Source organism: Aquirufa sp. ROCK2-A2, from assembly GCF_054558485.1.
The window spans coordinates 100,815-125,643 of record NZ_JBPXKA010000002.1 but is presented as its reverse complement, the minus strand read 5'-3'; the positions used below and the strand labels follow the sequence as shown (position 1 = coordinate 125,643).

Annotated in this window: 15 protein-coding genes and 1 tRNA gene; 10 read left to right on the top strand and 6 right to left on the bottom strand. The window is 33.7% G+C overall.

The annotated features are described in order from the left end of the window. Positions 1-186 precede the first annotated feature (186 nt). Entirely contained in the window at positions 187-3,627 is a 3,441-nt protein-coding gene (locus V7S76_RS03745) for a S1 domain-containing protein (RefSeq protein ID WP_459508700.1), read from the bottom strand. A gap of 249 nt (positions 3,628-3,876) precedes the next feature. Continuing rightward, positions 3,877-4,392 (bottom strand): VWA domain-containing protein, encoded by a 516-nt coding sequence (locus V7S76_RS03740; RefSeq protein ID WP_459508699.1) that lies wholly within the window; start codon positions 4,390-4,392, stop codon positions 3,877-3,879. Positions 4,393-4,670: 278 nt separating this feature from the next. Between V7S76_RS03740 and V7S76_RS03735 the strand changes: the two genes are divergently transcribed. The 3 genes from V7S76_RS03735 (at position 4,671) to V7S76_RS03725 (ending at position 6,974) form a co-directional block, all read left to right on the top strand. After that, entirely contained in the window at positions 4,671-5,135 is a 465-nt protein-coding gene (locus tag V7S76_RS03735; protein WP_459508698.1) for a hypothetical protein, read from the top strand. Beyond that, a complete protein-coding gene (locus V7S76_RS03730) occupies positions 5,132-5,659 on the top strand; it encodes a hypothetical protein (RefSeq protein WP_459508697.1) in 528 nt (175 codons plus the stop codon). Before V7S76_RS03735 ends, V7S76_RS03730 begins: the two co-directional genes overlap by 4 nt. 145 nt (positions 5,660-5,804) lie before the next feature. Further along, positions 5,805-6,974 carry a DUF3800 domain-containing protein gene (locus V7S76_RS03725; RefSeq protein WP_459508696.1) on the top strand — a complete coding sequence of 390 codons (1,170 nt, stop codon included), beginning with the start codon at positions 5,805-5,807 and terminating at the stop codon, positions 6,972-6,974. A 162-nt stretch (positions 6,975-7,136) separates the two neighbouring features. On the opposite strand, the gene V7S76_RS03720 is transcribed toward V7S76_RS03725, so the two are convergent. Together V7S76_RS03720 and V7S76_RS03715 are read right to left on the bottom strand one after the other, a co-directional pair. Continuing rightward, positions 7,137-7,853 carry a hypothetical protein gene (locus V7S76_RS03720; RefSeq protein ID WP_459508695.1) on the bottom strand — a complete coding sequence of 239 codons (717 nt, stop codon included), beginning with the start codon at positions 7,851-7,853 and terminating at the stop codon, positions 7,137-7,139. A 125-nt stretch (positions 7,854-7,978) separates the two neighbouring features. After that, positions 7,979-8,053: transfer RNA gene (locus V7S76_RS03715), tRNA-Val, on the bottom strand. Positions 8,054-8,208: 155 nt separating this feature from the next. Between V7S76_RS03715 and V7S76_RS03710 the strand changes: the two genes are divergently transcribed. Beyond that, positions 8,209-8,991: a TerC family protein gene (locus tag V7S76_RS03710; protein WP_459508694.1), complete on the top strand. Its 783-nt coding sequence runs from the start codon at positions 8,209-8,211 to the stop codon at positions 8,989-8,991. Positions 8,992-9,223: 232 nt separating this feature from the next. Here V7S76_RS03710 and tsaD read toward each other — a convergent pair whose 3' ends face one another. Then, positions 9,224-10,222 (bottom strand): tRNA (adenosine(37)-N6)-threonylcarbamoyltransferase complex transferase subunit TsaD, encoded by a 999-nt coding sequence (gene tsaD / locus V7S76_RS03705; protein WP_459508693.1) that lies wholly within the window; start codon positions 10,220-10,222, stop codon positions 9,224-9,226. A 69-nt stretch (positions 10,223-10,291) separates the two neighbouring features. On the opposite strand from tsaD, the gene V7S76_RS03700 reads away from it, so the two are divergent. Genes V7S76_RS03700 through V7S76_RS03680 form a run of 5 tightly spaced genes read left to right on the top strand, consistent with a single transcriptional unit; the run spans position 10,292 to position 21,868 of the window. Next, on the top strand, positions 10,292-14,773 hold the full coding sequence (locus V7S76_RS03700) for a translocation/assembly module TamB domain-containing protein (RefSeq protein ID WP_459508692.1): 4,482 nt from the start codon (positions 10,292-10,294) through the stop codon (positions 14,771-14,773). A 55-nt stretch (positions 14,774-14,828) separates the two neighbouring features. Beyond that, on the top strand, positions 14,829-18,236 hold the full coding sequence (ileS, locus tag V7S76_RS03695) for an isoleucine--tRNA ligase (protein ID WP_459508691.1): 3,408 nt from the start codon (positions 14,829-14,831) through the stop codon (positions 18,234-18,236). Positions 18,237-18,246: 10 nt separating this feature from the next. Next, complete coding sequence (locus V7S76_RS03690) at positions 18,247-19,374, top strand: hypothetical protein (RefSeq protein ID WP_459508689.1); 1,128 nt, start codon at positions 18,247-18,249, stop codon at positions 19,372-19,374. A 6-nt stretch (positions 19,375-19,380) separates the two neighbouring features. Continuing rightward, entirely contained in the window at positions 19,381-20,790 is a 1,410-nt protein-coding gene (locus V7S76_RS03685; RefSeq protein WP_459508687.1) for an MBOAT family O-acyltransferase, read from the top strand. A gap of 1 nt (position 20,791) precedes the next feature. Then, positions 20,792-21,868, top strand: coding sequence for a hypothetical protein (locus V7S76_RS03680; protein WP_459508686.1), 1,077 nt, complete (start codon positions 20,792-20,794; stop codon positions 21,866-21,868). Here V7S76_RS03680 and V7S76_RS03675 read toward each other — a convergent pair. Beyond that, positions 21,865-22,977: an amidohydrolase family protein gene (locus V7S76_RS03675; protein ID WP_459508685.1), complete on the bottom strand. Its 1,113-nt coding sequence runs from the start codon at positions 22,975-22,977 to the stop codon at positions 21,865-21,867. The genes V7S76_RS03680 and V7S76_RS03675 overlap by 4 nt on opposite strands. A 106-nt stretch (positions 22,978-23,083) precedes the next feature. On the opposite strand from V7S76_RS03675, the gene V7S76_RS03670 reads away from it, so the two are divergent. Then, positions 23,084-24,805, top strand: a complete 1,722-nt coding sequence (locus V7S76_RS03670; protein WP_459508684.1) for a tetratricopeptide repeat protein — start codon at positions 23,084-23,086, stop codon at positions 24,803-24,805. Positions 24,806-24,829 lie beyond the last annotated feature (24 nt).

The window sequence follows — 24,829 nt, the reverse complement described above, 5'->3', positions numbered from 1 at the left end:
TGTACCATCCTGAAAGTTGTAAATAACATCTTCTCTCATTATCGTTTGGAGATGCCCACCACCTAGCTAAAGAAACTAGGATTAGGGTTCCTGCTGGTATAATATCTAGAGGATTTTGGAATCCAACGAATTTTATATTTCTTCGAATGTATGGATAATTGTTCACTATTTTTAGTACAAATACTTTTAAATTGACAAATCATCAAAATCGTTAAAAAAAGTATCTTCTTCTAATTCAGCTTGTTCATCGTTCTTATTTGTACGATCAAAATTGTATTTACGTAAATCAAAATCCTTTCTACAATTTTCACAATGAAAAATTTCATTTTCTTTTTCGTACATTAAATTTGAACAATTATAGCAAAAATGCTTCCCTCGTTCTCTATGCCCTTTTTTGTTTCTGATTTTTTGAATAAACTCTGGGTGAATATAACCACCCACTAATTTTAAATTCTCATACCTCTTTTTCATATTGTAATGAGAACAGCAGCTACTACATTTGTCACATATAACTAATCCATTTGGACATCTTTTAGATATACGATCATCAATAATATTTTCACATGAATTTGTAACACATCTATTTAAATAAATTGGTTTTTTATGAAAACTGCAACTTAAATTTTCACAACCAAAAGTAGTATAATTATTTGCAGCAAAATGAGAAGTTTGAATTGGGTATAAAATTTCATCGCATTCATGGCAATACAGATGATTTAAGAGCTTATTAAAACGATTTATTAAACCTGTAAATTTATAGTATTGTCCTTTTGGAATAAAATCACCCATATGATTAATTTCATCTAAATCAAATCCAAGAATTGCAGCAAAATCAATTAATGTATAATTCTCCCATTCATTTTTTTCATGAATTGTTTCACAATGATTATAACAAACATTTCCCGCACACCACCAAAACGGTACTTTGTAATATTTGTCTACTTTATTTGCTAGTCTACCTTCACAAAATGAAATACCATCTGGTATTTCGTACCTAACTATTTTTGCAAAGTGTAGGTTATTAGATTTTATATTTGAAGCATCAGTATTTATTTTAAAATTATTTTTTCTTCCAAAATCATACACTTCGGATTCGTATTTAGAATGAATACCCCAATGCTTTTCCTGTGGATTCCATTTAGCACTGGGTAACATTTTTATGGTATCTTTAATACTTGCAAATTCTGAATTATTCGAATAATTATTTCGAATTGCAAAGTAAAAATCTTGATTTTCATTATAAAATTTTTTAAAAATTACCCCATTTTCCGATGATTTATAATCGAACTCATATTTTGCTCTTCCTTGGCACTCTTCAAAATAGTGCGCAATTTTAAAACGTTTATTTTTGTTGAATTTAAAATTTCTTAAAACGATATCTAATAAATCTTTCTCAGATAGAAATTTATTCTGTTTTGAATATGATATTATACTTTTAATTAATATATCTGATGATATATCTATATCAACCGAATTGTCATATTCCTTACCTAAATTATACAAGTCAAAATCAATTCTAAAAAGACTATCTAGTTTGTCGACCGTTAAATCAAATTTGTTTTCAGCTTTAAGGAAAAATAGCTTTTTAATTATTAATACTTCTTGGCTAGGTGAAAATAAAATGAATTTCTCCTTAAGAAATTCAAAATCAAATAATTCAGATTTGTTTAAAAACCATAAAATTAGATTGTAATATTTATTCTCAGATTTAATTATATTAGTCAAATAGCTTGAATCGTTAATTGAAATCCATCGAATTTGATTTATTACTGTTTGGAAAATAGGTCTTGAATCAATGGAATGTAAACTTTCAAGGTTATTTGATAATAGATTACATATAAAATCCTTTGAAACTAAACCTTTATTTATCCAATTTTGTAAACTTTTAAAATTTTCTGCTTGGTGATTTAGGTGTGAAATAATATATTTTTCTGGGAAAATATCAGAAAGACCAGTTTCCCAAAGGTTAAAATGACTTATTTCGCTTACTTCCTTTAATATTTTCTCATCAACTTTTTTAAAGTTAACCTTGTTCAGAACACTTTTGGCTAACGTTAAAATTAATTCAATATTTTGCATTGATTTTAACGTTAGCCAAGTATTAAAAATTTGAATTAATTCATTCTGTTTAAACTTTTTAGTTGTGCAAATTTCTTTAAATTGATCAATATTAAATGAATCGAGCTTTTCTAGAACTAATTTGAGAGGAATTTCATCTATATAACCGATGAAAAAAAGTTCAAGTTTTTCAATATCATTACAATTTTCTAAAACGGATAAATTAAAAGTTTTAATGATTTCATGTTCTTTCTTTTTTATCCATTGTTTGTTTGAAGTAAAATAAGAAGCATATTCAATGTCACCGGTTAAATTATTAATAGATTTAATATAAAGTTTCAATAATTCATACGCTTTTTCCCGCATGTATAAGTTTAAATATTGTTTTAATAGTTCAAGTTGAAATTCAAAAGGTGACTTTAGTAAAAATTTTATCCTTTTATTATTAGTAATTTCAGGATTAATAAAATACTTTATTGAATCATTTAAATTTGGCTTTGAGGCAGTTATATCCGAAATCCATAATTCTATCAAAAAATCACTTGAAGATTTGTTTATTATTAACTTTTCAAGGTCTAAAATAATTTCAGTTTTGAATTCATCGTTTAGATTAGCAGGTAACTCTTTTTTTATTGAAGTAAATTCATTTAAAATTTCAAAATCAGGAATCAAATTATATTTTAATGACACTTTATTAATTTTTTCTTTTATCTTTTTAAATACAATTTGATCTAGCTTTAATTTTTGAGCATTTAATTCTTTTTCAAATGGGATATCCAATATTTTATATAGAGAATTATAATTGTCCACATCCAAATTAATTGATTTCTCAATTTTTGTTTCCAATAAATTGAAAACAAAATCACTATTAAAACCATATTTGAAAATCCTTTCAAATTCATTAATCCCTAATTCTTCTACGTTCTGTAAAAATATATTTTCAGGGATTTGAAAATCTAAAGCATCTACATAACCTATATATCTAAAATTGTGTGATTTCCAGCATGCAAAAAGAATTTCATGATTTATAAAAACACCAAAGTGATTAAAAATTCGGCTCAATAATTTTTCAGCAATTATTGAATCATGAATATTTATGTTTAAAGAAGACTCAATCAATTTACAATATGATATAAATAAATTAGTATGTAAATTTTTCTCATAATAATCGGTTATCATATTAAATATATCTTCAATATCATTATTCAATATAATATTCTGTATTCCTTCTTGAAGAATATTAAAAGTTTTGAATTCTATCGCTTTATAAGGATTACCACGATGCCCTCTTTTAATTACTTTAATTTCAATAGTAACTGATGAATGGCTATCTAAATAATACATTAATTCTTTCCAGTCTTCAGTATATAAATTTGTTCTACATTTTTTTGCTGATTTTTTATCTGAAATAGAATTTGTTTGTTCTTTAAATATAACAATGGTACCTTCTTTAATGTCCACGTGGAAATCTAATATTTCAGTTGAGTGAATAAAATATTCAATCTCATTGGGGTTTTTAATTACTCCAAATCCTTTATTTATATCAAACCATTTTATTACACCAAGCATAATTTATTTACAATTAATAGAGTTTTAATTAACATACTTAAAATTGGAATATTTTTTTATTTATTTTTTATTTATTTTTTAAAAATTTAAAATAACCTATTCCTTGAAATTTCAATTTAAAATAAAATTTAATTTGTTTATTAAAATAGATTGCATTTCAAAATTCTCATTTTATTTTTAAATACAATTTTTTACTTATGTAAGTAGAATCCACCAAGACCTTTTACAGCCTTGGTGGACCCCATCAATCTAAAACTTTTTCAAATCTTCCCCTTTTCTCTTCCGATCCATATAGTTTTGTATGGAGTCTGACACGCGATTGAACACCGCATCTTTCATCTGTGACTTATCGAAGTATGCGCTATTATCCCTTCTTATATTCATCTTTTCTGCCATATCAACGGCATCCAATGTAGCTCCTAAGAAACTAAAGGTGAATTTTCCAGAATCCTCTTTGGTTTTGATTAGGTCCCGTATTTGTGAAAGGGAATAATACCGAGAGGCATTTTCATGGCCATCCGTCAGGATCACAATGATAGCAGTATCGCCCTCGTTGATGAGTTGATTTTCTACCTTTAAAACACTAAGGCCAATGGCATCCAATAAGGCTGTACTTCCATATGGCCTATATTCAATTTGTTGAATACTGGGTAATTTTTCAGCAGGTACATCATGGTACATGAATTCTACGTCATTATTAAATACGGTCAAGCCTACACGAATCTCTTGCTCAGGGAATTCTTTGGCGATAGAGATGATGTACATTGGCTACAAAGTTGGTTACAGAGCTAGGAATCGATTTAAGTACGGTATGTTTGATTACAGGTCATAAGTCTATTAAGACGTTGGAAATCTACCTGAAACATAATAATAAGAATGCGTTGACTGGGGTGATTAATAAGGTTAGGGCGTTGGAAGAGAATTTGGTTTAGTAAATTGTGATTTAGACTTTAGAGTAATACCTTATTTCAAGCCTGTAAAAGAACTTTAGCTTCACATTTAAAAATTTACATATTTGTTAATAATTGTAGTATATTTATATCATGGATATAGTAATTATTAAAACTGGTGAGCCTAAGAAAATTGTTGTTGAGCAATTACAAGATTCAGATTACAAGAAGATTACAAAATCTAAGTATCATTTTAACTGGAAAAATCAAAAGGAACATGATGTATATAAACTTAGACTTGTTGAAAGCGAAGAAATTTTAGGTCTTATGTCATTGAAAGTATATATCAATGAACTGAGAATTGAAATTGTGTTATTAGCTTGTTCGATTGAAAATACAGGTAAAGATAAAATTTTTGATCGAATAGCAGGAAATTTAATTGCTTTTGCATGTCGCGAAGCTATTAAATTGTTTGGTGTTGATGCTTGTGTTTCATTAATACCAAAGACTGAATTGAAAAAATATTATATGAGCCAATATGGGATGTTAGATGCTGGTAGGCAAATTTATTTAGCATCAAATTCTCTATTTAATCTTTTAAATAAATATAAGGTATGAAAACTAATAAAAATAAATTTACATTAGACGAGTTGGCTGACTCTGTTGTATTTGAAAGTAGCCTAACTCCCGAGGAAAGAAAATCAGCTGAAGTAGAACTTGCAGAAGCTCGAAGAAAAAATAAAGAGATAATCACCGAGAACCAGAAATTGTATGCAAAAGTTTTACAATTACGTTTTTTAATGGAAGATTATGCTAAATCTGAAATATTCGACCAGGAGTTATCATTTGCATCATTCCTAAGAAAATATATTAGATTAAATTATAAGGTTAATAAAAAGTTCGCTAATGATATTAATTTAAAAGAGGCTGAACTTAGTCTGATTTTGAATAGACACCGTTTGCCAAATGAAAAAACAATAGTGCGGTTAGAGCTTCATTCTAATTCTATGATTCCTGCAATCAGTTGGTATCGAGTTTTAGAGAAAGAAAAAGAACATGAACTTCAGTCAAATATTGCATTTAAGCAAAAACAAAATAAACATGTAAAAAATCGTCTGAATTTTGAATTACAAGAAGTTTGAGATAATTAAGTTTTTGGAATGTGCTAATGATTAAAGCTTTTTGAGATTGTCGCATTGGGAAGTTCATCTCCCATCGAAAGGAAATAAAAAGTGCTTAATAACCCAATTTCTAAACATTTAGATGTCAAAAAGGGAGTACTTACCTATGGAAGAAAGAATTTTAATATTTGGTGATGAATTTGGCACCCACAGTCTAAATAAGGCTGATCCACAGATAATCTCTCATTTTATTTATACAGCAATTGCAATCAAAGAATCAAATCTTCAAAATGCTTTAAGCCTAAGAGATGAAATCAGTAAAAGATATTTGTCTTCACAAAAGCTCAAATCAAGTTCAAAAGCCCTAAGAGATAAGAATAATTTTCAAAAAAGGCTTGATGTAGTAAAAGCAATTTGCGAGGAATTGGATTGTGCAATCTATTGTCTAGTTGTAGATAAGTTAAGCTTAGAAAGTGAAGGGCTGAAATTTAAGGAAGTATTTTATAAATTTTTTCAAAGAATCTTTCTTGAACAAATTGCTAAAAATTACAATAACTATTCAGTCATTATGCACAATATCATAAGTGATGAATATGCCATTGGAATGCAAAAATACCTACAAAAGAAAAATCCAAGTACACTCTTTAATGAGTATACATATAAAATGTGTACTGATGATGAGGAGCCCTTAATTCAATTTGCGGATGTTTTATCAGGTTCTTTAGGTCGAATTTTTTCAAGTTCTCATAAACACCATAGATGGGAAGAGCTTTATGATATTATTTCTCAAAAGCTTATCAAACCCTTTATCTTTCCAAATTCATCCAAAAGTAATATTGTATATGAAAATGATAAGAATGATGAAAAAATAGATGTGGAAATTTACAAAATTGTTCAAAATGACGGAGAGGCCTTACTTAATGATAGTTCTGATAAGACTTTAAATAGTATTCTTGAACATTTACTTTTTTATCAAAAAATTGCGCCGTTCAAATTAGTTGAAACATATGAACTAATTCCAATTGTTTTTCGTAACACAGGTGTGACAATTACAGCAGAGCAATTAAGGAGATATATAAGAGATATACGTTACAAAGGAATTATGGTTGTTACTTTAATGGGTAAAAGTGGTTATAAATTAGCATCGTCAAAGGCAGATATATTAAATTACTTTTCACATTATATGAAATATGTATTACCAATGCTTCATAAAGTGGAAATAGCAAATAATATTTTCAAAGGTAAAACAACAGGTGATTTCATTCCCTTAGATGAACGCGAGGTTAATGTTCTCAAAAGAATAATTGATAACTTGAATAAGCCTGAAATGGATTGATTCTAATTTAGATTTTGTTTTATTTTAAACAAACTGACATCTAAAAATCTACTCATGTGCTACCCACTTTGCTTCCCCTGCCGTAAAATAAAAAAAACCACCTCGTTTGAGGTGGTTTTTTTAGATTGATTAGAACAATACTTCGTGTAGCTCGAGTCGGATTTATTTCTTAATTCTATCCAGAATATTGCCATATTCCCCATCCCATTTATTATATAATTCTATAATTGACTCACCATAATTTTCATTACCGCTTCTGCAAAATGCAAGATAGATTAATAAAGTCTTTACTTGGCCTAAAAATTTGGTTTTCAGGAACTTTTCGATAAGGTTTAAATCAATATTATCATTTAGTATACTTAATGCGAGAAATTCGAGTTTATCAAGATGTTCAGTAATCTTTAAACGATTTCCGTTATGGGTGAAGGTGCTTTTTGCCCTGTTATATACCATTTCTTTTGTCTCTAAAGTAACGACAAATGGTTCATTTAGATAATTAAATGTATTTTCCGAACCAGTAAAAATTCCTAATTCAACTAACTTTATATATGAGGTTTGTATCTCCCAGAAAAACATTTTTGCTAGATTGGAGGATAACTCTTTTTCTTGTTTTTCTTTATTCGAAGAGTTTGTTTTAACTAACTCAATATAGTTTATGTATAAAAAAAATGAAGTCACTATTGAGAATAGGGAACTTAATAAAATGCCTAAAAAAGGTGAAATTTTGTTAGCTATTTCAAGGTCAAATAGATTATTGATGTAAATGAGTTTATTAATATATAAGGTTTCTAAATATTTAATAAACATCAAGAGTAAAGCAAGAAAAACTACAGAGATAATAGTTTTGCTCGTAAATGTTATTTTTTTTGAGAACTTCATTTTAGTTTCTAAAAATAAATCGTTTAAAATTAAACAAATTTTAACCTGAAATCCCCTCTCGTGCTACCCACTTTGCTACTCTTGCCGTAAAATAAAAAAAACCACCTCGTATGAGGTGGTTTCTGTGGTCCAACTAGGATTCGAACCTAGGACCCCCTGCTTGTAAGGCAGGTGCTCTGAACCAGCTGAGCTATTAGACCATTCCGTGTGAATCGGTTTGCAAATATCTGAATTTTATTTTTTTTATGCAAATGCTCTTTTGAAAAAACAGGTATTTTTTTTGTAAAAAGCCTTATTTTTTGATTATCTCATTGAAACACACCATCTTTGCAATCAAATATTTTTTTCGATTTTTATGCAATCACTACTCTCTGTCGACAATCTAGTTAGCTTATTGACCTTGACCTTTTTGGAAATTGTACTTGGTATTGATAATATCATCTTTATCTCCATTACTGCTTCCAAACTTCCCAATGAACAACAATCCAAAGCCCGGAACATTGGTCTTGCTTTGGCTATGATCTTTCGTATTATTCTCCTTTTTGGTATTTCTTTCCTTATTTCTTTGCAACAACCATTTACCCATTTTGATGTCTTGGGAATTTCCGCTGCACCTACCGGACAATCTATCATCTTGTTTGTCGGCGGATTATTTTTACTTTACAAAGCAACCAACGAAATATTTCATAAACTAGAAGGTGAGGAGGTTAACATCGAGAAATCCATGGGTAAAAAAGCCATGTCCAATATCGGGAAGGTCGTTACGCAAATTGCTTTGATCAATTTAGTATTTTCCATCGATTCCATTTTGACAGCCATTGGTTTGTCGAATGATTTAACAATCATGATCATCGCGGTGGTGGTTTCAGCACTCATCATGATGGGTTTCTCCGGCCCTGTTGGTCGGTTTGTTAATAATCACCCTTCACTCCAAATACTTGGTTTATCATTTTTAATCATGATCGGTTTTATGCTGATTGCAGAAGCCAGCCACGACTCCGAAGTAGTTATCCTAGGAAATCACATCGGTCAAGTACCAAAAGGTTATTTGTACTTCTCCATCGCCTTCTCTGTGTTTGTGGAATTTATTAACATCAAAATGCGTAAAAAATCCACGAAACCAGTGGAGATTAGGTAAAAGGTAATAGGTAAAAGGTAAAAGGTAATAGGTAAAAGGTAAAAGGTAATAGGTAATAGGTAAAAGGTAATAGGTAATAGGTAAAAGGTAATAGAATAGGTAAAACTGTCACTAAACACTAATCACTAATACCTAATAACTAAACAATAAATCATGGTTTAGGCGATGAACACAAAGCACAAAGTGCGATATCTTTTTTGAATAAATTATACATCTTACTTCTTGCATAATTTTAAAATTCCATCCTAGCCAATGGACTAACGCTTTGGTCACAGAAGAGACCTGCTTCCGCTTTGAAGTGGCCAGCCATGGCAATCATGCCAGCATTGTCTGTGCAATAAGAAAAAGCAGGAATAAAAACATCCCAACCCTGTTCTGTACCCATTTTTTGCAACTCAGCTCGTAAACCTGAATTGGCTGAAACGCCGCCTGCAATGGCTATTTGACGGCAATTTTTTTCTTTCATCGCCCGCTTTACTTTTCGTAATAATATATCGATCAAGGTTTTTTGAACCGATGCACAAATGTCGGCTTTGTTCTCCTCAATGAATTGTGGATTCGCTTTTTGCTCTTTTTGTAAAAAATACAAAATGGCCGTTTTAATGCCCGAAAAAGAAAAATTCAATCCGGGTATTTCGCCCAAGGGTAATTTGAATTTGTTCAGATCTCCTTCTTTCGCCAATTTGTCGATGAGCGGACCACCTGGATAAGGGAGTCCAATCAGTTTGGCCGTTTTGTCAAATGCTTCTCCCACCGCATCATCCATGGTTTCGCCAATAATTTCCATTTCCAACGCACTGCTTACCCAAACCAATTGAGTATGCCCGCCACTGACTGTCAAACATAAAAATGGAAAATTTGGTTTTGGATCTTCTATGAAATGGGCCAATACGTGCGCTTGCATGTGATTTACCTCAATCAATGGAATGTTTAAACTCAAGGCTAATGACTTTGCAAACGAGGTGCCAATCAATAAGGCACCCAGTAAACCTGGACCCCTCGTAAAAGCAATGGCATTCAGGTCATTTTTGTTTATATTTGCCAGTTGTAGAGCTTCTTGAACAACAGGAATGATGGATTTTTGATGTGCTCTACTGGCTAACTCAGGAACAACTCCTCCCCATTCGGTATGAATGAGTTGGGTTGAGATAACATTTGAACGTAAATTTCCGTTAACCATAACAGCAGCGGAGGTTTCGTCACAAGATGATTCAATGGCCAGTAGATTCATAATTTTTCCTATTTCTCTGCAAAAATAGGGCAAAAATTGCCGGAATAGATTTTTTCTTCAAAAGAAAATATGATTAAATATCTCAAAATTTTAGCCAAAACTCTCCTCTATGGATTAGTGGCTATTTTTTTGTTGCTATTTATGTTCATTTTACTTCTTCGCGCTCCCGCCAATCAAACTTTATTGGCTAAATATTATTCTCCAAAAATCGAAAAGGCCATCGGTTATCCGCTGACACTCGATCGAATTCAATTGAAATTTTTTGATGAGGTGAGTTTTTGGGGACTCAAAGTCAAAGATCCTTGGGGAAAAGAAATGATTCGCATTGATCAATTGGATGTTAATTTTAGTATCTACAAATTGCTTTTGGGTAATACAGATCCTGCCTTGGATTATGCCCGTTTGATTCGCCCAAAAGTCCATTTGATCTTTGAGAAGAAATCAGGAAAAATGAACTTGGAAGAGTTTATTGACCGACTTTCTAATTGGCTAAGTCCAGGTGAAAAAGACCCCCAAGCACCTAGTTCGATCTTTTTTATTCATGAAGCCGAGGTGGTAGATGGAATATTCCAATTAGATGATTTTCAAATAAAAGATGAGGGTACCCCCACTCATTTTGATATTTCACACTTTTCAATCGAAAAAATTAATTCCAAAGTAAAGGAGTTTTACGTCAAGGACGATACCATCGCTTTACAAACCATCGCTTTAAAAGGGATTGATCCGGATACTAAATTTACTGTGAAAAGCTTGGATACGCATTTTATGATTTCGGATAAACAAATGCGTTTTGACCAACTTTCCTTGTGGTTCAATGACTCTCATTTGAAAAATAAAGTAGTCATGAATTATGCCAATAAGAGTTCCTTGGCTAATTGGAATACTCAGGTAAACATGCAGGCCGACTTTGATAATTCCATTATTTTGGGTGAAGATCTTGGCCGTTTTGTCGATGCCATGAATGACTACAAGGGTGTTTATCGCTTGAAAGGAAAGTTGAATGGAACGGTGGCTAAACTCAATCTATCCAATTTTGAATTAGGTTTTGGGACAAAAAGTTTGTTGAAAGGGGATTTCGCCTTCAAAGGTTTACCAGATGTGCAAAATGCCCAAATGGATTTTAAACTTAAAAATTCCTATTTCGTTCCACAGGATTTAGCAACATTTATTTCCAAGCCTGCTGCTGAAAAAATGAAAATATTGGGTCCGAGTCATTTGGATGGTACTTTTAAAGGGACTCATTTGAATTTCGCGACATCTGGCAAATTACAGACCGGTTTGGGATTTATGGAAGCTAATTTTGTCATGGCATTAAAAGATTCCATGGCTTTGTCTGCTTATCAAGGAAAAGTAAGTTTGAAAAAATTCCGTTTAGGAGTTTTAGTAGATTTGAAAGATCAAATTGGAACCATCGATTTGGATGCGAATATTAAAGGGACGGGCTTTTCCAATAAATCGGCCAAAATAGATTTTGATGGTCAAATTTCTGAAATCAATTTAAATCATTACGCCTACAAACGGGTTGCCTTACGAGGAAATTTACAGAAACAATTGTTCAAAGGTGCTGTGTCGGTGAAAGATTCCAACCTGATTGCCAGTATGATTGGTGAAATTAATTTACGCGAATCCAAGCCCCATTATGAATTGGAAGGACGTGTCAATAGGGTTGATTTACAAAAATTAAATTTGTTGAATTCTCCTTTGAAATTGAATTCGGATTTTAAATTAAATGTAAAACTGAACGATTTAGATGACCTTGAGGGTTCTGTCACCTTAACGGATTTAACCATTCAAAAACCTCAAAATGATGACTTGAAATTGAACCTACTTAGTTTCACTTCCGATATCAGTCAAGCTACCCAAAAACGCTATAAAATTAATTCCGATTTGGTTTCTGTCGATTTGGAAGGTAATTTTTTGCCCAATCAATTGAAATCGGATTTACTTCAATTATGGGATGAATATGGAAATTATTTCAAAAAGAATGATGCCGAACGTGCCTTGTATTATCAAAATAAAATAGCCGAAAATACGAATCGCTACCAAGCTGATTTTACGGTTATTGGTCACCATTTAAGTCCATTACTAACGCGTTGGTTTCCAAGTGTGGATATTGGCAAAAACACGGTCTTCTCTGGAAATATCAACAAAGGACGTGCTTTGAATGTTAGTTTAGAATCCTATCCAGATACCTTGGTTTTTGGAGGTTATCGATTTTATCAATCCATTTTATCTTTTCAAAGTTCCAAATTTCTTTCTAGTCCAGAGGTGTCTAGTAGCTTGGTTTTTCAGTCGAGAAGGCAACAATTGAACTTTCTTACCCCGACCGAAAATTTTAAATTAGGTGCTTTATGGGATCAAGATCGAATCAATTTTACCTTGGATTTTAAGCAACAAGAAGAAGAAAATACGGCCCATCTGGGGGGTACTTGGCGTTTTGAAAAAGAGGGATATTCGTTGAAATTCAAGGATTCGTATTTTCGCATTTTAGGGCAAGATTGGTCGGTTGATCCATTGAACAAATTGAGTTTTATTGGTTCCGAATTAAAAGCTGACCATGTTTATCTTTCCAATAATAAACAATCGATTTCGCTTCAAGGAAGTTTGTCCAAAGATTCAACCAATGTGTTGACATTAAAAGCTAAAAAGTTTCAATTAGAAACCTTAAAACCTATTTTTTCCATTAAGTCCATTGGTGAATTAAATGCTGAATTAACCATTCAAGATTGGTACCAACACTCCCACATTGATGCTTGGGCTAAAATTGATTCCTTTCAATTGGGTAAAATTTATATCGGCAATTTATTGGGATTAGGTACTTACCGAGCGGAAGAAAAAGTAATGGATCTGGATTTTAATTTAAATCGTTTAGGGGAATCTGTGTTGTCGATGAGTGGTGCATATAAACCTTATGAGGAGTCCGAAAAATTGGACTTAATAGCCGATTTAAATAAAACCAATCTGCAAATTTTAGAGCCTTTTACTTCGGGTGTTTTCTCTGATATCAAAGGAGCCGCTTTCGGTAAATTACACATAGGGGGTTCTTTGACTCAGCCAATTGTGACTGGTAAATTAGCTGTTCAAAAAGCGGGAGTGACCTTTGATTACTTAAATACAACTTTGGCATTTTCAGATACCATTGAATTCTTACCACGTCAAATTTTGGGAAAAAATTGGTTGATGAAAGATCCGGAAGGAAATACGGCATCTTTAAATACCTCCGTATCTTTTCCTATCGATCGGCCATTCGAGCTTTCTTTAAATGCCGATTTGAAGAAATTTAAAATTTTGAATACTCAGAGAAATCCAAGTTCCATTTACTATGGAGTAGGTTATGCCAGTGGTAACATGAAAATTGATGGTACTTTGCAAAATCTCATGATTTCGGGTTCTTTGAAATCAGAAAAAGGCACTCGGTTATTTATTCCTTTGGATAGGGAAGAAGTGATGTCCGACGAAGAAGATTACGAGTTTTTTAGTGAAACCTTAAAAGCTTCTCAAGAATTAGATAAGCAAAATATTTCCAAAAAATTGTCGGAAGATGGGATCCAAATGGATCTTAATTTGGCCTTGACTCCCGAGGCATATGGGGAGGTTCAAATTGACCAAAAGAAAGGCGATATCATGCGGGTTTATGGCAAAGGAAATGTCAACATGACCTTGGATAAAAAAGGCAAATTCGGAATGAATGGTGAATATGCCATCGACCAAGGAGATTATACATTTACGCTTCAAAATGTTATCAATAAGAAATTTAACATTGAAAAGAATTCCAAAATTTCGTGGAATGGGGATCCTTTAGATGCACAAGTTAGCATCAAAGCTATTTATACTCAATATGCTTCCTTGTATCCGATTTTATTGGATACGACCAATAAAGCCAATGCACCAGAATATAAAAGAAGGTATCCAGTAGATGTTTCCATCAATCTTCAAAACCGATTGTTATCTCCAGATATTAGTTTTAATATGGGGGTCAGAGATTATCCCAAAGATGTGAATTTCAACAGTTCGGTCACGGCTTTCACCAATCGAATTAAGACGGACGAGCAGGAATTGACTAGGCAGGTTAGTAACGTTTTGCTCTTTGGACAATTGGTGCCGCCGTATGGAGGCAGCGGTATCGAGTTAGGGAATTTAGTAGGTAATTTCACTGAAATGCTCTCGAATCAATTGAGTAATTTGGCTTCCAAAATCAATAAAGATTTAAACATTGATGTCTATTTTGGTGGAGGAAGTTTGAACCAAGATTTGTTAAGCAATTTGCAACTTCGCGCGACCTACACCATCAACGATGATTTACGTGTTACCCGAAGTGGAGGTTTTACCGATGCTCGTAATCAAACTAGTTGGCAAATGTTTCTAGGCGATTGGTCTACCGAGTGGTTCATGCGCAAAGACGGAAGCCTTCGATTTAAAGCTTATACCAGAAACGTACAAACTACTTTGGCAGGGTCATTGAACTCCTATCAAATCAATAGAAACGTAGGTTCGTCCATCATATTTAATAAAAATTTCAATCGGTTCTTTTGGCAAAAAAAAGGTGAATAATTTTTTGTAAATTTGCCTCAATTTTTGCCGTTAAAATATAAAATCAGACAATTCAGTGAACTTCAAGGAATACAAAAATTTAGATTACGCCCAAGTTGCAGACGAAGTATTATCATTTTGGAATGAAAATGGTATTTTCGAAAAGTCCATTTCCACCAGAGAAGGAAAACCTAGTTTTACCTTTTTTGAGGGTCCTCCCTCTGCCAACGGAACGCCAGGTATTCACCATGTCATGGCACGCACGATCAAAGATATTTTTTGTAGATACCAAACGCTAAAAGGCAAACAAGTTAAAAGAAAAGGAGGCTGGGATACCCACGGATTACCTGTTGAATTGCAAGTAGAAAAAGAATTAGGCATCACGAAAGAAGACATTGGTAAGTCCATTTCGGTAGAAGAATACAACCAAAAATGCCGTGAAACGGTGATGAAATTCACGGATCAGTGGAATGATTTAACGCAAAAAATGGGTTATTGGGTCGATTTAGAAAATCCTTATGTTACCTATCAAGCCAATTACATCGAAAGTGTTTGGAATTTATTGAAGCGACTTTATGACAAAGGGCTTTTATACAAAGGTTATACCATTCAACCCTACTCGCCTGCGGCAGGTACAGGTTTGTCTTCCCATGAATTGAATCAACCTGGTTGTTACAGAGATGTGAAAGACACTTCCTTAACGGCTCAATTTCAAGTTAAAAAGTCGGCTGCCTCTCAATTCTTATTCGAATTAACCAATGAGGAAAATGTCTATATTTTAGCTTGGACAACCACTCCTTGGACCTTGCCTTCTAACTCGGCATTAACTGCAGGGAAAAATATTTCCTATTCCTTAGTTCAAACATTTAATCCATATACCTATTTGCCCGTAAACGTTATATTGGCAAAGGATTTAGTAAAGAATTATTTTCAAGCAGCTGCAGAAAATGGCGATTTTGAAGCCTATTTAGCTGCTGAGAAAAAACCATCGTCCATTCCTTATCGTATCTTAGGTGAATGCAAAGGCGCTCAACTAGAAGGGGTGGAATATGAGCAATTAATGCCTTATGTTCAACCCAAAGAAGCAGCTTTTCGAGTTATTTTAGGAGATTTTGTGACCACAGAAGATGGTACAGGGATTGTTCATACAGCACCTACTTTTGGGGCAGACGACTTTCGGGTTGCTCAACAAAATGGCATTCCAGCGATTTTAGTGACAGACGCAACAGGGAAAGAAGTCCCTTTGGTGAATCGCCAAGGTAGATTCGTGGAGGAAGTATCTGACTATGCTTTGGAGCCCGTTAAAGAGGCCTATCTAACAGACGAGGAAAAGGAATTAGAAAAACAAAAACAGGGTAGAGATAAATACTTGTCGGTCGATGAGCGAATTGCGATTCAATTAAAAACGGAAAATAAAGCGTTTAATGTTCAAAAATTTGATCACCCTTATCCACATTGTTGGAGAACGGATAAACCTGTTTTGTACTATCCTTTGGATTCGTGGTTCATCAAAACGACAGCTGTAAAAGACAAATTAATTGAACTAAATAAAACCATTCAATGGAAGCCTGAATCGACTGGAACCGGTCGTTTTGGGAATTGGTTGGAAAATTTGGTGGATTGGAATTTATCCCGTTCTCGTTATTGGGGAACACCATTGCCTATTTGGAGAACCGAAGATGGTTCGGAAGAAGTTTGCATAGGTTCTTTAGCAGATTTGAAATTGGAATTAGAAAAAGCAAATTCGTCTGGACTTTTAAGTGCTGAACAACGAAAGGGAAATGATGCTTTTTTAAAGGCTTTGGCAGCAGGGGAGGCTGATTTGCATCGTCCCTATGTAGATGAAGTATATTGTGTGAGTCTAAGCGGTGTTTTAATGTCGAGGGAATTGGATCTGATTGATGTATGGTTTGATTCTGGTGCCATGCCATTCGCGCAATGGCATTATCCTTTTGAAAATCAAGAAACATTCAAACAAAATTATCCAGCTGATTTTATCTCGGAAGGAGTAGACCAAACAAGAGGATGGTTCTTTACTCTTCATGCGATTTCTAGCATGGTGGAAGAATCAGTTGCCTTCAAAAATGTGGTTTCGACAGGTTTAGTGTTAGACAAGAATGGTAATAAAATGTCTAAACGATTGGGTAATGCCATCGACCCATTTGATACGCTGAAAAAATACGGTGCAGATCCTACTCGCTGGTACATGATCACCAATGCTCAACCATGGGATAATTTGAAATTTGACTTGGCGGGAATCACCGAGGTACGAAATAAGTTCTTTGGAACATTGACCAATACCTATAATTTCTTTGCCCTTTATGCCAATTTGGATGGAATAGAAGCATCTCAATTGTCGGAAATTAAGCGTGAGAATTTAACTGAACTAGATCGTTGGGTGTTATCCAAATTAATGACCTTGATTGAAGAAGTGGAGGAGGCTTATGAAACCTATGAACCTACCAAAGCGGGTCGTTTGATTCAAGATTTTGTGTGTGATCATTTGTCCAACTGGTATGTACGTTTATCTCGACGCCGTTTTTGGAATCCAGAATCAGCTGATAAAGGTTTTAGTGCTGATAAGCTAGCTGCCTACCAAACTTTGTACACTTGTTTGGAAACCGTTGCTCAATTGATGTCACCAATCGCGCCATTTTATGGAGAATGGTTATACAAAAATTTAACGGGTAAGGAGTCCGTTCATTTAACCGATTTTGTGAAAGTAAATGAAGCTTGGAAAGACACAAGTTTGGAACAATCAATGGATTTGGCACAAGGAATTTGTTCTTTGGTTCACTCATTAAGAAAGATTCATAAATTGAAAGTTCGTCAGCCATTGGCACAAGTTTTGGTTCCTGTTTTACAAGAAAATGTTCGGGAGCAAATTCGTCGTGTGGAGGATTTGATCAAATCAGAAGTGAATGTAAAGGAGGTGAATTATTTGAATGATGCTTCCGGTGTTTTGAGTAAAAAAGTAAAACCTAATTTCAAGGCATTGGGACCTAAATTTGGCAAAGACATGAAGCAGGTAGCGGATTTGATTTCCAATATGTCGGCTGAAAATTTGATTGAAATAGAAGCAAATAACCGTTTATCATTAGGAGCTGGATTTACCGTGGAATTGTCGGATATTGAAATATTGACAGAAGATATGCCTGGTTATTTAACTGCGAGTGAGGGAAGTTTGACGATTGCGTTGGATAATCAATTGACGCCAGAATTGATCAGTGAAGGAAAAGCAAGGGAATTTGTGAACCGTATTCAAAACTTACGAAAAGATTCAGGTTTTGATGTGGTGGATAAAATCCACATTGAAGTGTTGAATGCTGGTGATGATTGGCAAAAAAGTTTGAGCGATTATAAAACCTATGTTTCACAAGAAGTTCAAGCCCTTAGTTTGGAATTTGTGAGTCAAAGTACAGAAATATACACAACCATAGAAATTGATGATTCGGCCTTAGATGTTAGGGTTTGGGTCGGCTAATTGGTCAGATATGAGAAGATTTATTGCAAGAATTGTTTTTTTTGGATGTTTATTGTTACTGTATATTTCTGTTTCAGAATTTTTCATGACTCAGATTACGAATAATAAACCTCGGTTAAAGGGACTTATAGGTTCTCATTTATACCAATATGGCGATTTGTTTGGTCTTTCTTTTTTGAAGGATTTTAAAGTCAGGAAAATTGATTACGTGGATAAGCCGCTCCATGTTGATCAATTACCAAGGGATTTATCGCTTTACATGATCTGTGATAGTTATGTTTTTGGCCCTTTTGAAGGGAAGTCGGATTATTTTTCCAGGGTAAAGGATTTTCATATTTTAAAATTGAAGGATCCTCAATGGAATCCACCAAAATTTAATCCCAAAAATAAAAATATCTTGGTTTTTGAGATTGTATTGAGAAATGTGTACAATCAAATGAATATGAAAAATATCACAGATAAATCTAATTTTTCTAATTTATCTGCTTTACCTACAAATAGCATTTCCGGTTCTTCTGTACCAATTCAAACAACACCGCCTGAATCCTTCAATCTTTTGGACGATGTAAGGAAATGGATGAGCTCAGTAAACCAAAAAGTGATGCGAACTTTATATCATAAAAATATAGAGACGCATTTAGAATTGATCATGTTTGATTTTAATTTTTTACTTCCGCTGAAGGTTTGGAAAGCAGAATGGTTCTTCAAATATTTTAATCGAATCAATGGGGCTGTTGTGCTTTCCAAGGATCGAAAATTTCTTTTCATGGAAAATACAGTCGATCCAAAATATAAAGGAAGTTCCAATTATCCGATTTCAGATGCAGAAATCGAAGAGCAAGTCAATCAAATCAATCAATTAAATGATTTTTTCAAATCCAAAGGCTTTGATCAGGTCTTGTTTTCGATTATACCAAATCCATATGATCTAGTTAGTTCACAAGAATTTGGACAAAATAATCAAATAAAGAGGGTGTTGGCATCCAAAAACTTGAAAGCAAAGCTTTTTGACATAAGCCCTCATTTGGCTGTCAATGCTCAAAACAATTTTTTCCCATCGGATTCCCATTGGAATGCCAACGGCTCTAAAATATGGCTGACGGAATTCAATAAATACTTAAATTCTATCCCACACTAAAAAAATATGGTATTCAATTCTCTCCATTTTTTGGTATTTTTTGGACTTATCACAAGTGCCTATTTTTTGCTGAACCACAAACACCGTTGGTTATTGCTACTGCTAGGTTCTTGTTATTTTTATATGGCTTTTGTGCCAATGTATATCCTCATTTTGGGATTCACCATTGTAATCGATTATTTCGCGGGGATTTATTTAGAAAAGTTTACAGGTCAAACCAAAAAAATATTTTTAGCCTTTAGTTTATTGGCCAACATTGGCGTTCTGGCTATTTTTAAATATTATCATTTCATTGATCAAAACATTGGTTTTTTGTCGAATTTACTCGGCCTAGATTATCATTTGCCTGTCTTTAACATTCTTTTACCCATTGGTTTGTCTTTTCATACTTTTCAAGCCATGAGTTATACCATTGAGGTGTATCGCGGAAATCAAAAGGCAGAACGGAATTTTGGCATTTACAGTTTGTATGTCATGTTTTATCCACAATTGGTGGCTGGCCCGATTGAGCGGCCTCAAAATTTATTGCATCAGTTTTATGAAAAACATGTTTGGGATTGGCCTCGAGTGAAATCAGGGCTTTTACAAATGGCCTTTGGAATATTTAAAAAAGTCGTCATTGCTGATCGAATCGCATTGTTGGTGGATCCAGCCTACAGCGATTTAAGCCATCAATCGGGGATGAACCTGTTAATAGCCGCCTTCTTTTATTCCTTTCAGATTTACTGCGACTTTTCTGGTTATTCGGATGTGGCAATTGGTGCCTCTCGCGTAATGGGTTTCAAATTAATGGATAATTTCAATGGTCCTTATTTAGCAAAATCTTTGCCAGATTTTTGGAGACGTTGGCATATTTCCTTGTCGACTTGGTTCAAAGATTATGTCTATTTTTCACTTGGAGGAAATCGTGTTTCTATTCCAAAATGGTACATGAACATCATGATTGTTTTTCTACTTTCAGGAATTTGGCATGGTGCAAGTTGGAATTTTGTGATTTGGGGATTTCTACATGGTGCATTTCAAGTAATTGGACTAACAATTAATCGATTCTTCCCGTCTTTGGCTGCCGATAAAATTCAATCCACTGCGGTAAAATATGTATATCAAATTTGGACATTTTCATTGGTGACCTTAGCTTGGGTATTTTTCCGAATTGCTAAATTTTCTGAGGTTAAATTATTCTTTAAACAGCTGTCTTCCATTTCATTCAATGACTCAATCAAATTTGCCCTAAATACCAATGAGATCATTTTAAGTTTACTATTGGTTGTATTGTTGATTGTTGCTGAAAAATGGGAATGGAAAAAATCCTTGTTGAAGGGGAATTATTTTTGGCTTGTTTTTATTCTTAGTTTAACAACGATTTATTTTTCCGGAGTTTTTAATTTGAAACAATTTATTTATTTCCAATTCTAACATGCTTAAAGGTTTTGCTTGGCTTCTTTTCATTTTATCCTCTTATGTACTGATTTGTGCAAGTTCGGATCAATTGATGAAGTGGCTTTCCAATAACAGAAGCACACAAACGGAAATCCTTACCTCGGATAAATACACTTATGGCGATTTGTATGGATTTTCTTATTTACCACAATTTCAAATCAAAACGGTCTTACCTTCTTTTTTAAAACCTGTTGAAAATCTGCAGGTTAGAGGCGGAAATGATTTGTACATTCTTGGAGATAGTTACTTATACAGCTTTTTTAAAAAAAGTCCCGCATATTTTGCCCAAACAAAACAATTGTCGTTTTTACGTTGGACCGAAGACACTTTGTTAGATCCACAAAAAATAAAAGGAGCTAATGCCGTTTTGTTGATTGAATGTGTTGAACGAAATGCGTTTGCTCGACTAAAATTATCAGAAGTGACTGCTCGTTTAGGTGTACAATCAAAGGAAAATAATAAAATTGTAATTGATATTAGGGATAATTATTCATTTAAACCATCAAGTATCAATGGATGGATTAAATCGCATTTTTATCACCCAACGCTGGAAAACAATTTGGATTTTGTGCTTTTTAGCCGAGGGATTTATCGGTCATTCAAAGAATGGAAAGCTAGTTTGACTAATTCATTATTTGATCGGACCGATAATTTTGTCACCTTGTCCAAAGATGGGTCTTTTTTGTATCTGAAAGAAACGGTGGATTCCACTCAAATGAGTAGTTCCTTTTATCCTATTTCGGAAAAGGAGCTGGATGATTTGGTATTGAATTTGAATGAAATTAATGCCTACTATTTAAAGGTTGGATTCAAAAAGGTTTTGATCAGTATTCCTGCCAATCCAGTGGCTATTCTACAAACGGAAGATAAACCGACTAATCAATTTTTGAATCGTTTGAAGAAACATCCAAACCTTCATGTCGATTTGATCGACCCTTCCGATTCTTTAAAAGTGAATGCTTCTCAGAATTATTTTAAATCAGATTCTCATTGGAATACCAATGGTGCAAAAATTTGGTTAGCCTATTTGAATCGTTCACTCGAAAAAATCTAATTGGGGAATTGTTTTTTGTCGATGGCAGGAAGCAAATGCAGGGCATTCTTGTAATACACTTTTTTCAAGACTTCATCCGGCAAATCCAATCCATAAATTCTCCAAAACGCATGTCTTCTTCGGTAATACGGAAAATATTCGTCCGCTGTTTCCAATAATCTGAAATAGGTATAATACTCCGAGGTGGTCCATATGTCTTTTCCAAATAAAACTCGATCTTGGTATTTGATCATAAATTGGCGGGCATTTTTAGGTTGTCTACCTAATTCATGAATCACAGCACCAATTTCTGTGTACATGTTGGGATAGGTGTCTAAAAGTCGGCCTAATTCACCTAAATTATTTCCTAACCAAGCTAAATGGGCGGAGATGAATTTTGTTTTCGGATGCTTACGGATGATGTCGATTTGCTCATCCATGACGGTTTTCCAAGAAGGATATTTGGTTGAAGGTCTGGCTCTACTTGGAAACTGTTTTAATTCTAACCAACGCTCATTCGTTTTATCATGTGTATCGAAAAACGAAATGGGTTCACCGGTATGAATCAAAATAGGGATATTTAATTCGCCACATTTTGCCCAAATAGGATCCAATCTTGGGTCATTGGTTGCTAGGCGGTTTCCCTTGCTATCTTTAACCTCCAATCCTAAATCTTTGTAAATTTTTAGTCCCATAGCACCAGCCTTTACTTCTTTTTCCAAAGCCTTTACAGTTTCAGATGACCAATTGGGATTATCGATGTCGTTGAAATTTAAATTGGTAAAAACAACCACGCGATTTTGCGTCTTTTCTTTTCCTGCATTGGCAGATTGGATTAAAAATTCTGTTCCTGATTCTCTTGTGGCATTTCGTTGGAAACCTTTTCCACTTAAATTGACCATGACTTTCATGTTTAAACTATCCATTTGTTTCACTAGATAGGCTAAATCTTGGTTCGGCATATTGCCTTGATGGTTATGTATATCAATGAAAGGGTATTTCGCCTTGGTTACTTGATGTTGCGGAACGACTAATGTTGAAACAGGATCATATTCTTCAAAGCTCATTGTTTTTTCTTGTGCCAAAGCCGGCAAACCAATCAAAATAAGTAGGATAGAAAGTGCTCTCATATTTTTTAAAAATTTTGGCTAAAGTATCAATTTATCTTTGATTTTATCTCCTGAATTGACAAAATTTTATTCAGATTGAAATCTATTCGGTAACTTCGAATTGAATATGAAAAAATACCTTCTTCTGCTTTTATTAAATGCCTTGCTACTATGGACTTTTCAGTCCAATGGACAACAAGCATCAAGCCCCAAGAAGAATACCAAAACTCCCAGTACTGCCGAAATAGAGGATACCTTCACCGAAGGCATGCGTTTGTATTTGAAAATGGATTATTCGGATGCCATCATGGTTTGGGAATCTTTGTTGCAAAAGGAAAAAAATGACCCAGCCATTTACTTTTACCTTGCTAAGTCTTATTTGGAGGTTAAAAATAGTACAAGTGCTATTCAAAATGCCAAAGAAGCCAACCGTTTATCACCTCATTCGTTGGATTATGGCTTGTTTTATGCCGATTTATTGATGATTAATCAAAAATACCCTGAGGCGATTACTTGTTTGGTTCAATTGTTGCAATTCGATGGAATGCAATCGGAAGTAAACATTCGATTGGCGCAAGCCTATTTGTATCAAGAAAATTATGATGCAGCTTTGCAGGCTTTGAGTAAAATTAATCTGCAACTCAGTGAATACCCTGAAATATATCGAATGAAACAGGTTATTTATTTGAAGCAAAATGCCTTTGATCAAATGATACAGGAAGGGGAGCACTTGCTCTTGGATTATCCGGAAGAAACCCTTTTTTCTTGGGAGTTTTTGGATATCATCGATTTCTCTAAATGGCCGAATGCAGAAAATAGAATGTTGAAATTATCTGAAAAATACCCAGAAATGGGTCAGATTCAAATCCTATTGGCTAAATATTATATTGAAAAGAAATCTACGGAATTGGCTTTTCGCTTTATCGCCAACAGTTTAAAAGATCCTATGATGGAGGATTTTATTGTCGGAAATGTTACCATGAATGCCTTTGCTCTCATTCAAGGGAAGGAGGATTTCAAAAAAGCTGAAATTTTATTGGATCAAATTTTAACTGTTTATCCTAAGAACGCTAAATTTTTAACCTTAAAAGGGGACCTGTTATCCAGTGATAATCGTTTACTCGAATCACAATCGTATTATCGAAGATCCTTAAAAATCAATTCTGGTAAATTTGAGATTTGGCAAAGAGTCATTCAAATTGATTTCGAGTTAAATCAAATTGATAGTGTGATTGTTCACGTGGATGAAGCCTTGGAATTATTTCCCAACCAAGGATTTTTGTATTTCCAATTGGGGTTCGCACAATTCATGCAAAGCAAGAATTTCCAGGCTTTGGCGTCTTTGGAATCGGCTAAAAATTACGCTACGACAAAAGATGGATGGTACATTCAATTGTATAGTATTTTGGGAGATACCTACCAATCATTGGGCCGACACAAAGATTCAGATACAGCTTTTGATATTGTTTTATCGGTTTCTCCAGAAGAGGAACATGTACTTAATAATTACAGCTATTATTTATCGCTTCGGAAAATCAATTTGGACAAAGCAGCTCAAATGTCTAAAATTTTAGTGGATAAATTCCCGGAAAACGGGACCTATTTAGACACTTATGCTTGGGTAATGTTCCAGAAGGCCGATTATTCCATTGCCGTCAATTTTTTAAAAAAAGCAGTCAATGGAGATAAGAAAGAAAGTGCTGTAGTTTGGGAACATTATGGTGATGCTTTATCCAAAGCAAATCGTTTAGAGGAGGCATTGGATGCATGGAAAAAAGCAAAAAAATTACCGGGTGCTAGCTTAATTTTGGATAAAAAAATTCAGATGAGGCAATTTTCGGAAAATTGAGATAATTTTGTAACTAGAAAAAAT